Source organism: Longimicrobium sp., assembly GCA_036377595.1.
Classification (GTDB): domain Bacteria; phylum Gemmatimonadota; class Gemmatimonadetes; order Longimicrobiales; family Longimicrobiaceae; genus Longimicrobium.
Genome location: DASUYB010000073.1, coordinates 1 through 11,864 on the forward strand (window position 1 = coordinate 1; position 11,864 = coordinate 11,864).

16 protein-coding genes are annotated in these 11,864 nt (G+C 70.2%); 4 read left to right on the forward strand and 12 right to left on the reverse strand.

The genetic code is table 11. The features are described 5' to 3' along the window. The 6 genes from VF092_10445 to VF092_10470 form a co-directional block, all read right to left on the reverse strand. On the reverse strand, positions 1-231 hold a 231-nt coding region (locus tag VF092_10445; GenBank protein HEX6747698.1), incomplete at its 3' end, for a hypothetical protein. Next, a complete protein-coding gene (locus VF092_10450) occupies positions 231-536 on the reverse strand; it encodes a hypothetical protein (GenBank protein ID HEX6747699.1) in 306 nt (101 codons plus the stop codon). The genes VF092_10450 and VF092_10445, both read right to left, overlap by 1 nt. Positions 537-965: 429 nt before the next feature. Further along, entirely contained in the window at positions 966-1,553 is a 588-nt protein-coding gene (gene recR, locus VF092_10455) for a recombination mediator RecR (GenBank protein ID HEX6747700.1), read from the reverse strand. Between the two features lie 7 nt (positions 1,554-1,560). Next, a complete protein-coding gene (locus tag VF092_10460) occupies positions 1,561-1,884 on the reverse strand; it encodes a YbaB/EbfC family nucleoid-associated protein (protein HEX6747701.1) in 324 nt (107 codons plus the stop codon). Between the two features lie 97 nt (positions 1,885-1,981). Further along, entirely contained in the window at positions 1,982-4,072 is a 2,091-nt protein-coding gene (gene dnaX, locus VF092_10465; protein HEX6747702.1) for a DNA polymerase III subunit gamma/tau, read from the reverse strand. Between the two features lie 186 nt (positions 4,073-4,258). After that, the gene (locus VF092_10470; GenBank protein ID HEX6747703.1) at positions 4,259-4,651 is read right to left on the reverse strand and encodes a hypothetical protein; all 393 of its coding nucleotides are present in this window, start codon (positions 4,649-4,651) and stop codon (positions 4,259-4,261) included. 55 nt (positions 4,652-4,706) lie between these two features. Here VF092_10470 and VF092_10475 point away from each other — a divergent pair, with 55 nt between their 5' ends. Next, a complete protein-coding gene (locus VF092_10475; GenBank protein HEX6747704.1) occupies positions 4,707-4,835 on the forward strand; it encodes a hypothetical protein in 129 nt (42 codons plus the stop codon). Here the strand turns inward: VF092_10475 and VF092_10480 are convergent. The 6 genes from VF092_10480 to VF092_10505 all read right to left on the reverse strand — a co-directional run bounded on the left by VF092_10480 (position 4,822) and on the right by VF092_10505 (position 9,313). Next, positions 4,822-6,261, reverse strand: a complete 1,440-nt coding sequence (locus VF092_10480) for an NAD(P)(+) transhydrogenase (Re/Si-specific) subunit beta (protein ID HEX6747705.1) — start codon at positions 6,259-6,261, stop codon at positions 4,822-4,824. The genes VF092_10475 and VF092_10480 overlap by 14 nt on opposite strands. Next, a complete protein-coding gene (locus VF092_10485; GenBank protein ID HEX6747706.1) occupies positions 6,261-6,608 on the reverse strand; it encodes an NAD(P) transhydrogenase subunit alpha in 348 nt (115 codons plus the stop codon). The genes VF092_10480 and VF092_10485 overlap by 1 nt, the downstream gene beginning before the upstream one ends. A 53-nt stretch (positions 6,609-6,661) precedes the next feature. Continuing rightward, positions 6,662-7,024, reverse strand: a complete 363-nt coding sequence (locus VF092_10490; protein HEX6747707.1) for a hypothetical protein — start codon at positions 7,022-7,024, stop codon at positions 6,662-6,664. Next, positions 7,021-7,284, reverse strand: coding sequence for an addiction module protein (locus VF092_10495; protein HEX6747708.1), 264 nt, complete (start codon positions 7,282-7,284; stop codon positions 7,021-7,023). The genes VF092_10490 and VF092_10495 overlap by 4 nt, the downstream gene beginning before the upstream one ends. A gap of 386 nt (positions 7,285-7,670) precedes the next feature. Then, positions 7,671-8,174 (reverse strand): type II toxin-antitoxin system VapC family toxin, encoded by a 504-nt coding sequence (locus VF092_10500; protein HEX6747709.1) that lies wholly within the window; start codon positions 8,172-8,174, stop codon positions 7,671-7,673. Next, complete coding sequence (locus VF092_10505) at positions 8,171-9,313, reverse strand: Re/Si-specific NAD(P)(+) transhydrogenase subunit alpha (GenBank protein HEX6747710.1); 1,143 nt, start codon at positions 9,311-9,313, stop codon at positions 8,171-8,173. The genes VF092_10500 and VF092_10505 overlap by 4 nt, the downstream gene beginning before the upstream one ends. A gap of 257 nt (positions 9,314-9,570) precedes the next feature. Here VF092_10505 and VF092_10510 point away from each other — a divergent pair, with 257 nt between their 5' ends. From VF092_10510 to cysK, 3 genes are all read left to right on the forward strand, one after another. Next, positions 9,571-9,894 (forward strand): hypothetical protein, encoded by a 324-nt coding sequence (locus tag VF092_10510; protein ID HEX6747711.1) that lies wholly within the window; start codon positions 9,571-9,573, stop codon positions 9,892-9,894. A 134-nt stretch (positions 9,895-10,028) separates the two neighbouring features. After that, a complete protein-coding gene (locus tag VF092_10515; GenBank protein HEX6747712.1) occupies positions 10,029-10,517 on the forward strand; it encodes a DinB family protein in 489 nt (162 codons plus the stop codon). A 102-nt stretch (positions 10,518-10,619) separates the two neighbouring features. Beyond that, a complete protein-coding gene (cysK, locus tag VF092_10520; protein ID HEX6747713.1) occupies positions 10,620-11,618 on the forward strand; it encodes a cysteine synthase A in 999 nt (332 codons plus the stop codon). Positions 11,619-11,864 lie beyond the last annotated feature (246 nt).

The window sequence follows — 11,864 nt, forward strand, 5'->3', positions numbered from 1 at the left end:
GCCGATCATGCTGGCGAGCTGGTCGTTGGCGGAGAAGTCGGCGGCGGCGAGCGACGAGAAGGCGGTGGTGTCGAACTGCGGCTTCTCGCCGGCGCTGGTCACCAGCTGCCCGGTGCGGTCCACCAGCAGGGCGCAGCGGGCGTTGGAGTCGTACAGGAACGACTGGAGCAGCCGGTCGATGCGCTGGAAGTCGCGCTCCTCGAAGCTCCAGCTGCTGGCGCCGCCTGCCATCAGGCGACCTCCTCGCGGGTGGCGAGCGCCGCCTCCAGGCGCCCCAGCACCGCCGCGGCGCGCTTGCGCAGCAGCGGGCGCGGCTCCCAGGCCAGGAAGTCGCGCAGCAGCAGCACGGTGTCGACGCTGGCGGCCACGCTGCCGAGGTACTCGAGCGCGGCCAGGCGCCGCAGCGGGTGCGGGCTGAACAGGTCGCGCTTGCTGCGGCTGATCTGGTCGCGCACCAGCAGGACCCCGAGGGCGGCCAGCGCCCCCACGGCCAGCAGGGTGAACGCCGTGGTTCGCAGGATTCGCTTGTTTTCCATGTCCCCGGTGGAAGTCGGCGAACGTATGGGCGTTGAGGCGGTGACAAACTAACGGGGGAACCGCTTACGGGACAGGGGACAGCGGTCTCCCTGCCAACGCAAGCCTCGCACGACCTCCGCCACCGTTCCCCGGGTCGAAACCCGGGGATGGAAACCTCAAGAAGTCCGCCTTCGCGGGCAGCGCAGGCCCAGCGCTGAGTTCTCCCCTCCCCCGCGCAGCAGGGGAGGGGCCGGGGGAGGGGGCCACGGCCGGGCGGGCAGGATGGATACTCCCGCCACAGATGCCCGTCCGGCTACCTCTCCCGGTTCGGGGAGAGGTGGCGAGCCCAGGCGAGCCGGAGAGGGCGCGTCGCCGCGAATGCACGAAGGGCAGCGGATCGCATCCCGATCCCCTGCCCTTCCTTGCTGTCCCCTGTCCCCTGCGGCTTCCTACATCTCCCGCCGCGCCGACAGCGCCTCGGCGATGGTGACGCCGTCCGCGTACTCCAGGTCGCCGCCGATGGGAAGGCCGCGGGCGATGCGGGTGACGCGCACGCCCAGCGGGCCGATCAGCTTGCGCAGGTACATCGCCGTCGCCTCGCCCTCCACGCTGGGGTTGGTCGCCAGCACCACCTCCTGCACCTCGCCGCCGCCGAGCCGGCGCAGCAGCGGCTCCACGTTCAGCTCGCTGGGGCCGATCCCGTCCAGCGGGCTCAGGCGGCCGCCCAGCACGTGGTACATCCCCCGGTACTCGCCGGTGCGCTCGATGGCCATGATGTCGCTGGCCTCCTCCACCACGCACACGGTCGCCTGGTCGCGCCGGGTGCTGGTGCAGATGGCGCAGGGGGTGACCTCGGTCAGGTTGCCGCACACCTCGCACGGCCGCACGCGCTCGCGCACGGCCACGATGGCGCGCGCGAGCCGCTGGGCGTCGTCGGACGGGGCCTTGAGGAGGTGGAAGGCGAGCCGGAGCGCGGTCTTGCGCCCGATGCCCGGGAGGCGGGCCAGCTCGCCGGTCAGGTCGTCGATCGCGGACAACGGGCGCTCAGAGCCCCGGAAGGCTGAACGGAAGGTTCAGGCCTCCCATCTGCTTGCGCATCTCGTCCTCGTACTGCTGCTCGGCGCGGTTCTGCGCCTCGCTGACCGCGGCCAGCACCAGGTCTTCCAGCATCTCCACGTCGCCGCCGCCCGCCACGGTGGGGTCGATCTTCAGCGAGCGGATCTTGCCGCGCCCGTCCACCGTGGCCGTCACCATCCCGCCGCCGGCGGAGCAGGTGACCTGCCGCTGGCCGAGCTCGGTCTGGAGCTGAGCCATGCGGGTCTGCACCTGCTGGCTCATCTGGAGAAGCTGCTGGATGTTCGGATTCATCGTCTCTGTCGTTCAGCGGCCGCGCCGCGCGGCCGGTTGCGGTCCGTGGATGCACCCGCGCCCGCGCGCCCCTGCCGGGACCCGCGGGAAGCGATGTTCAGTCAACGAGTTCCAGGTCCCATGCTTGTACCGCCGCGCTCAGGACCGGTTCCCCTTCCATCAGCCGGCGCAGCTTGTCCTGCCGCGCGCTGGCCGCAGTGATGCGGTTCTGCTTGGGATCGATGGCCGTCGCCGCGCCCGTTGCCAGCTCGAGCTGGACGCGTCCCCCGAGCCGCCGGGCGAGCGCCTGCTCCAGCGCGTGCCGCGAGGCGGGCTGCGACAGCCGCTCGATTGCGGGATTTCCCGCGGGAAGCGCCATGCGCACCGTGCGACCGTCAGGAGAAAGCTGCGCTGCGCGGAGAACGAATCCCATCCCCGGCGGCAGCCCGTCGCCGTCCGCCAGGATCCCCTGCCACGCGCGCCGCAGCCGCGCCCCGTCGATCGGCCCCTCGTCTCCCTGCACCGCCGGAGCCGCATCGCGTTGCGGCTCGGGCGTGGGCGGCGCGGGGGCGATGGACATCGCGGGCACCGACGGCGGCGCGAAGGCGGCCGGCTCCTCGTTCGGCAGGGGGATGGGCGGGAGATCGTACCCGTCGTACTCGTCCACCACCGGCGCCGGGATGTCGATCGGCTCCCGCTGCATGGCCGTCGCCATAGGAGCGGGAGATGGAGACGCGGCGGGCGGCTCCGGCACGATCGTCGGCGCAGCGGCGACGGGCGCCGTCTCCACCGGCGCGACGATCGGCTCCGCGCTGGCGATATCGGGTGCGGGAGATGGTGTCACCTCGGCCGCGGGCGGCGTCTGCGGAGCGGACTCAACGCGCGGGGCGGGCGCGGCAGGCGGCTCGGCCATCGCGCGCGGAGCCGGGATCGGCGCGGGAGCGGGAGACGCGGACGCCGGCGTGCGATCGAATCCCCGCGCCGGTCCCGGCTCGGGCGACGGGCGCGTGCCGCCGTTGCCGCGCGATCCGCCGTCCCCGCCGCCGGACGGGCCGGGGGAGCCGCCGCCGAGCGCCGCCAGCACGTCCTCGATGCTGACCGTGCTCTCCAGGTACGCGAAGCGCAGGAGGAGAAGCTCGATCAGGATCCGCTGCTCGCCGCTCTTGCGGAAGCGGCCATCGGCGTCGAGCTCGGCCACCTGCGCCAGCATCCGCAGCAGGTCGCCCGGCGCGAACCGCCGCGCCATCTCGGCCGTCGCGCCGCGCAGGTGCTGGGGGACGCTCTCGGGGTCGCCGCCGCCCAGCCGCACGATCAGCAGCGCGCGGATGAAGTCGGCCAGCCCGCGGTAGAACTCGGTGAGGTCGTATCCCTCGTCCAGCATCTTCCCGACGAAGCGGAACACGTCCGCCTGCCGCCGCTCGGCGATGATGCCGAACAGGTCGAGGTAGACCTCGGTCCCCACCAGCCCCAGGATGCGCCGCACGTCGTCGGGCGTGGGCGTGCCCTCGGTGAACGAGAGCACCTGGTCCAGCAGCGACAGCCCGTCGCGCATCCCGCCGTCGGCCTTCTGGGCGATGGGGAGAAGGACGTCGTCGCCCGCCTCGATCCCCTCGTGGCCCAATACGGTCCTCAGACGGCCGACCAGGTCGGGGGTGGAGATGCGATGGAAATCGAAGCGCTGGCAGCGCGAAAGGATCGGCGGCGCGGCCTGCTGGATCTTCTGCGGCTCCGTGGTGGCGAAGACGAAGATCACGCGCGGGGGCGGCTCCTCGAGGATCTTGAGGAGCGCGTTCCACGCCTCGCGCGTGAGCATATGCGCCTCGTCGATGATGTAGACCTTGAACCGGTCTTCCTCCGATGGCGCGTACATCGCCCGCTCGCGCAGGTCGCGCGCGTCGTCCACGCCGCGGTTCGACGCCGCGTCGATCTCCACCACGTCCAGCGAGGTGCGCCCCGCCCAGATCCGCTCGCAGCTGTCGCACACGCCGCAGGGCTCGCCGTCAGGCCCGCGGTTGGGGCAGTTCAGCGCCATCGCCAGCACGCGGGCCAGCGTCGTCTTCCCCACGCCGCGCGGGCCGCAGAACAGGTACGCGTGCGCCACCCGGTTCCGCTGCACGGCGGAGCGAAGGGTGCTGCTCACGTGCTCCTGCGTGGCGACTTCGCTGAAGCGCTTGGGGCGGTAGGTGCGAGCGAGCGCGGTGCGAGACAACGGGTTACCTCGTGCGGGAGTGCTGCCAGATGCATTTGGTGAGAAATATAGCCCTGCGCGGAAGGAGGTACAACGAGGCGCGAAAGTGGTGATGGGGAAGTGCTGAGTGCTGAGTGCGAGAGTGCGAGAGTGCGAGAGTGCGAGAGTGCGAGAGTGCGAGAGTGCGAGAGTGCGAGAGTGCGTCCGTCAGCGATCGCAGCCCCACCCGTCGCCATCGCGATCGAGATCGTAGATGTCTCTCCCGATGACCCGCACCGGACCGGCCACGTACGACGGGCCGTTCCCCCTGCCGCCCGCACAGTCCACGTCGCTGTCGATCGGCACGCAGGGCTCGTAGTTCGGATCACACTCCTCGCCGCGGGCGATGGGCGGAGGCAGGTCGGCGAGCGGAGGAGCACCCCCGTCGCCGGACGGGAGCGAATCGTCCGCGAAAACAGGGGGAGACTGTGGGACAGGAACTAGCTGCACCGAATCGCCCGACGCGCCCTCCGCATCACGATTTTCATCTCCGCCGCAACCGGCCAGCACGAGGACGGTGAGGAATGACGTAAGGATCTGGCGCATGGTGGAGCGATGCATCGTCGAACGGTCCGGGATGGATGGAACTACGTCGGTATGAGTTGGACGGGATCAGATGAAGGACTTCCGCGAGTCCGGCCGCCAGGTGGCCAGCGCGTGCGAGGAGGATGCGACGAAGCCCGCCGGAGAGCTCCCGGCGGGCCTCGAGTTCGGCGGACTGCAGGCGCCGATCAGACTTCCTTGATGTCCGTGATCAGCTGCTGCAGCGAGCTCTTGGCGTCGCCGAAGAGCATGGCGCAGCGCGGGTGGTAGAACAGGTCGTTCTCCACGCCGCTGAACCCCGCCGCCATGCTCCGCTTCAGCACGATGATGCTCTTCGCCTGGTCCACGTTCAGGATCGGCATCCCGTAGATGGGGCTGCCTGGGTCGTTCTTCGCCGCCGGGTTCACCACGTCGTTGGCGCCGATCACCAGCACCACGTCGGCCTGCTCGAACTGGTCGTTGATCTCCTCCAGGTCGTACAGCCGGTCGTACGGCACGTTGGCCTCGGCCAGCAGCACGTTCATGTGCCCCGGCATCCGCCCGGCAACGGGGTGGATGGCGTACTTGAACTCGCCGCCGCGCTTCTCCACCAGCGAGGCCAGCTCGCGCACCTGGTGCTGGCACTGCGCCACCGCCATCCCGTAGCCCGGGACCACGATCACCTCGCGCGCGTAGGCCAGCTGCACCGCCACGTCCTCCGCCGTCACCGAGCGCACGGTCTTGTCCACCAGCGCGGCCGCCGACGACGCCGTCTGCGTGCTGCCGAACGCGCCGAACAGCACGTTGCCGAACGAACGGTTCATCGCCTTGCTCATCAGGATCGACAGCAGGAAGCCGCTCGCCCCGTCCAGCGCGCCGCAGATGATCAGCACCGTGTTGCCGATCGCGAACCCCGTGGCCGACGACGCCAGTCCCGCGTACGAGTTCAGCAGGGAGACGACCACGGGCATGTCCGCGCCGCCGATCGGCAGCACCATCAGCACCCCGATCAGCAGGCTGGCGCCCACCATCGCGTAGAAGAGCGCCGGGTGGTCGGGGCTGAAGACGAGAAAGACGAACGCGGCGAAGGTGGCCGCGAAGAGGGTGAGGTTGATGGCGTTCTGGCCGCGCCAGGTGACCGGCGTGCCGGTGATGAACCCCTGCAGCTTGCCGAACGCCATGAAGCTGCCGGTGATGGTCAGCGCGCCGAACAGCACCTCGAACCCCAGCGCCGCCATCGTGGGGCGCGACACCGCCCCGCCCTGCAGCCGGTACTCGGCCACCCCCACCAGCGTGGCCGCCAGCGCGCCGAACATGTGCGAGACGGCGATCCGCTGCGGCATGGCCGTCATCGGCACGAACATGCCGAGGGGATAGCCGATCGCCGTCCCCAGCAGCAGCCCGCCCAGGATCCACTCCCAGCGCACGATCTGCCGGCTCAGCAGCGTGCCGACGATGGCCAGCAGCATCCCCAGCGCCGCCATCTGCATCCCGCGCTGCGCCCGCGCGGGCTTGGTCAGCGAGTACAGGCCGAGGATGAAGAGGACCGAGGAGACCAGGTAGGTGAGCTGGATCCCGGCCTCGCGCAGGTCCATCGCCGTGTTCACCGCCGCGGGCGCCTCGGGGATCTGGAGGAGGAAGGCGAGCATCAGGCCCCTCCCCCGTCCGCCGGCTTCGTCCCGTTGCCGCCGAGGAGCGCCTTCGCGTCGCCGCCGCCGCCGGGGAGGCGCTGCTTGAACATCCGCAGCATCCGGTCGGTGATCAGGAACCCGCCGACCACGTTGATGGTGGCGGCGGTCACGGCGATGAAGCCCAGCAGCGTGGCCAGCGTGCCGTGGTCCGACCCCGCCAGCACCAGCGAGCCGACCAGGGAGATGCCGGAGATGGCGTTGGTGGCCGACATCAGCGGCGTGTGCAGCAGCGGCGGGACGCGGGTGATGGTGAAGTACCCGACGAACCCGGCCAGCACGAACACGAACAGCAGCGTGATGCTCATGGAGATGGCGCCGTTGGGGTGGGTGCCGAACCGCGTGTGCGCGGGGTTTGCCGCTAGCCTTCGCCCAGTCCGAGCCGGCGCTTCAGCTCCGACACGATCAGGTTGTCCTCGAAGATGGAGACCTCGCCGCCCTCGATCTCGTGGCGCCGGCGCTTGATCTCGGCCAGCGTGGGGTCGTCGTCCAGCCGCTCGTCGTGCGGCTCGCCGGCCACACCCACGCCCGCCGGCGGCGCGGGTGCGGCGCCCGCGAGCTCCGCCAGGCGCGCGTCGACCAGCTCCGCGGCGGGGCCGTACCACGCGGCGGTGTCGGGATCGCGCGGCGCCAGGCTGGCCAGGAGCGCCCGCGCCAGCCGCGCCCGCGCCGCCTCCGTCAGCGACAGCGCCGCCTTCTCCACCAGGGTGATGTCGTCGCTCACTGTCGCTCTGCTGCCGGATCGCCGAACTTCGCCTTGAGCTCTGCCATGACAGTCTCATGGTCGATCAACGTTGCCTCACCGCGCTGGATCTCTTCCCAACGTCGCTGGATTTCGATCATCCAAGCCTGCTCGGCGTATACGTCGATCCAGCGTCCGCCGTCTTCTTCGCCGTCCAGCGAATCCATCAGGCGCTGAATCAGCCGTGAGCGAAGATTCGCGGGAAGCTGAAGTGCAGCAGTCTCGATGTCGTCGTACTCCATCTGATTCGGCCGCTATCCGAGGTCCTCATTTCGCACGCGCGCGTTCGTGGCGCGCGTGACGACACCGTACTCACTGAACGCACCGCTGAGCAGCAGGCGGTTGGCCTCTTCCATCAGCGCGCTCACGTCGCCTCCGAACTCTTCCAGCGTTGCTTTCGGATGCGATGTTCGACGATCGGATCGCGGTGCACCTCAACCGGCCGCGCGGCGTGGCGCAACGGGCGGCTGCTTCGGAGGGAGGCGAACGAACTCCCGGTCCGCGTAGTCACCGCGGTCGCGCCGCTCGCGGAGAGCGCGGAGCAGGCCTTCGAGGCTGCCGCCAGCCTCGGCAAGCATCTGCTCACGAACTCGGTGGACCTCTTCGACAATCGGATCTTCTCGCATGTTCACTCCTCCAGCAGCTCGGCCGGCGTGCAGATGCCCGGGGGATCAAAGCCCTCGTTCCTGCAGATGCCTTCCAGCCGTTTGCGGATCACTGCGTTGGCGATGTGCTTCAGGTTCCAGGTCACCAACAGGTCGATGCCGTTCAGAGCGGCAACCGCGACGTGAACCGCGTCGCTCGAAGCCTTCGACGGTAGCGATGCCTTTCGCAGCAAGGCCTCAGCCAGTGCATCCACCTCATCGGTGATGTCCAGCAACGGCAGCGTTCGCACAAGTGCGTGTCGCTGGACCGCATAACTCGCGTCTCCCCTGGTGATCTCGTCGAGAACCAGTTGCGAGATCACGGGCTGGAAGCGGCCGCGCACCGCCCACCAGTCGGCCGTGACCTTCTGGTTCGCACGGGTCACGAGATCGCCGCTTGGACGGGCAGCGAGATAGCTGATCACGCTCGTCTCGACGTACACCGTCGGACGAGCATCCACCTTCCCGGCTGCCGGATCGTCGCTCACGCGGCGGCGGGGGCGAGCATGGCGCGCAGGCGCTCGTTCACCACCTGGCCGCCGTGCGTGACGCAGGCGCCCTTGAAGATCTCGTCGTCGAAGTCGGTGCGGAACTCGCCGTCCTTCACGAACTCGGCGATCATGGCGCCCACGGTGCGCGCGTACATCTGGCTGGCGTGCACCGGCATCTCGGCCGGCAGGTTCAGCGGGCCGAAGATGCGCACCCCTCCCTCCTCCACCACGTCGCCGCGTCGGGTGAGCGCGCAGTTGCCCCCGTTCGGCGCGGCGATGTCCATCACCACCGAGCCCGGCTTCATCGCCCGCACCGCGTCTTCCGAGACGAGCAGCGGCGCGGGCATCCCCGGCACCAGCGCGGTGGAGATCACCACGTCGCTGTCGCCCACGTGCGGCACCAGCAGCTCCACCTGGCGGCGCTGGCGCTCCTCGTCGAGCGCGGCGGCGTATCCCCCCTGCCCCTCGGCGCCGGTGGTGTCCAGCTCCAGCGTCACGAACTTCCCGCCGACCGACTCCACCTGCTCGGCCGCGGCCGCGCGCACGTCGTAGGCGCTGACCACCGCGCCCAGCCGCCGCGCCGTGGCGATCGCCTGCAGCCCGGCCACACCGGCGCCCAGGACGAGCACTTTGGCCGGGCGGATGGTTCCCGCGGCGGTGGTGAGGAGGGGGAAGAACTTCGGCAGCGCCTCGGCCGCCAGCAGCACCGCGCGGTAGCCGGCGATGGTCGCCATCGCCGAGAGCGCGTCCATCTTCTGCGCGCGCGTCGTGCGGGGGACGAGCTCCATGGCCAGCGCGGTGACGCCGCTCTCGGCCAGGCGCGCGGCGCCCGCGGGGTCGTCGAGCGGCCGCAGGAAGCCGATCAGCACGTGCTCGGGCGCCAGCAGCCCGATCTCGTCGCCCGGGGGCGGCTGCACGCGCGCGATCACCCGCGAGGCGTAGACCTCGGTGCGCCCCGCCACCCGCGCGCCGGCCTGCTCGAACTCGGCGTCGGAGATGTACGCGCCCTCGCCGGCGCCGTGCTCCACCACCACTTCCACGCCGGCCTTGGCCAGCCGCTGCACGGTCTCGGGGACGAGCGCGACGCGCCGCTCCAGCGGCGCAGTCTCCTTCGGTACGCCGACGCTGACGGGCATGGGCGGTGGGCTCGGGAGGTCGGGTTGATTATGGGCCAGGGCTCGCGCCTGAATCTACGCAAACGGCGGCGCGCGGGGGAAGCTTTTTCTGAACTCAGGGAGATCGCGGAGGGTGATGGAGATCGTACCTTCGGCATCCCCACGCGTCCCGGCCTCACCATGCGATGCTTGACCGCGCGGCGATCGGCGGCGATTTCTTCCCGCTGAACGCTGGATTCGTCCCCGGACCCGATCTCCCTGCCCCGCGGCCGGAACGGATGAACACCTCCGAGTACCTCTCCGTCCTCGTCTCCATCATCATCGGCCTGGGATCTCCCTTCAGCGTGGGCGCCGCGGTGGCGACGAACTACTTCTCGTTCGTCTTCTTCCTGCTGAGCCCCATCGTGCTCTACCTTGCGGCGGTGGTGGTCCTCCCCGACTTCGAGGGCGAGGGGGAGATCGACCTGCGGGCGCACTACCTGGGCAACCGCCACGTGTACTCCGGCTTCCTGGCCGCGCTGCCGCTGCTGAACGCTGTGCGCTCCGTGGCCATCTCGCACGACCCGCTGCCCACGCGCGAGCGCCCGTACGAGGCCGCGTGATTCGTGCTGATGCCGAGCGGCGTGCTGGTCCGCCGCGAGGGCTACCCGAAAGTGCTCGCGGTGGCGCTCGCGGCGCTCTTCACCGCCTTCATCATTCTCGCCGGGCTGCAGCCCGGGTGACGCGAAAGGAGCCGATGAACGAGATCGAGCGCATCGCCGACCAGCTGGAGCGGATCTTCCGCGGCGACCCGTGGTACGGCTCGAACACGATGGACGTGGTGCGCGGCCTCACCCCGGCCCAGGCGGCGCACCGGCCGATCCCGCAGGCGCACACCCTCTGGGAGATCGCGCTGCACCTTACCTCGTGGAACCGCGAGGTCGCCCGCCGCCTGCGCGACGGCGTGCCGCGCGAGCCCGAGGACGGCGACTGGCCGGAGATGCCGGAGCCCAGCGCGGAGAACTGGCGGTACGCGGTGGAAATGCTGGAGCAGTCGTACCAGGCGCTCCTGGCCGAGCTCTGCCGCCTCCACACCGCGAAGCTGGAGGAGACGGTGGGCGAGGCGCGCGAGCGGCCGCTGGGCTCGGGGGTGACGTACTACGTGATGCTGCACGGGATCGTGCAGCACTGCGTGGCGCACACCGCGCAGATGTCGCTGCTGCGGAAGGCGTCCGCCCCCGCGTGACAGGCGCTCCGCACTACATTATTTTCGGTCGGGAACCGTCGCGCCAGATTCGTCGGACGGCGTCCCGTGCCCCGCCACCCCGCAACCGAGGGAGAGTGACTCATGCCCCGCAAGCGCATCTACCGCGACGTGACCGAGACCTTCGGCGACACGCCGCTGATCCAGCTCAACCGCATCGCCGCGGGGCTCCCCGGGCGGATCGTGGTGAAGCACGAGGGCTACAACCCGTTCAACTCGGTCAAGGACCGCATCGGCGCGGCCATGGTCGACGACGCCATCGAGAACGGCCGCCTGCGCGACGGGATGATCATCGTGGAGCCCACCAGCGGCAACACGGGGATCGGCGTGGCGTACGCCGCGGCGGCGCGCGGCTTCCGCTGCATCTTCACCATGCCCGAGACAATGACGGTGGAGCGCCGCAACCTGCTGCGCGCGCTGGGCGCCCGCGTGGTGCTGACCGAGGGGCCCAAGGGGATGAAGGGCGCCATCGCGCGCGCCGAGGAGATCCTCTCCCGCCTGGGCGACGGAGCGTGGATGCCGCGCCAGTTCGACAACCCGGCCAACCCGCGCATCCACTACCGCACCACGGGGCCGGAGATCTGGGAGGACACGCAGGGGCGCGTGGACGTGTTCGTCTCCGGCATCGGCACCGGGGGGACGATCACCGGCGCGGGGCGCTACCTGAAGGAGCGCAACTCCGCGATCCGGGTGGTGGCGGTGGAGCCCGCGGAAAGCCCGGTGCTCTCGGGCGGCGAGCCGGCGCCGCACAAGCAGGCGGGGATCGGCGCGGGGTTCGTCCCCGGCCTGCTCGACACGTCGGTGTACGACGAGATCGTCAAGGTCACGAACGACGACGCCATCGCCACCACGCGGCGGCTGGCGCGCGAGGAGGCCATCTTCGCGGGGATCTCGTCCGGCTCCATCACCTGGGCGGCGCTGCAGATCGCCTCGCGGCCCGAGATGGAGGGGAAGCTGATCGTCTCCATCATCTGCGACTTCGGCGAGCGCTACCTCTCCAACCCCGTCTACGCCGAGCTGCCGGACGCCGACTGGAGCGACGTCGAGGAGGCGCTGGAGGTGCCGGAGCCCGTCCCCGCGTGACTCCGGTCGCTCGAATCGAATCCGCCGGCCGGGAAGCCTTCCCGGCCGGCGGATTCGTCGTCATGCGATGCTTCGCGTCGGGATGGAGAAGAAACGCTTCGTCCCCTGTCTCGTTGATTTAGAAAAGTCCGGGGTTTGGTTGATTTAGAAATGTCCGGCGAAAGGTTCCTTGCTTGCGCCAGGGATGATCGGGCGCGGGTTTGTTGGGTTTGGAAGTTGTTTGATCCCTCTTCTCCCGAGGAGGAG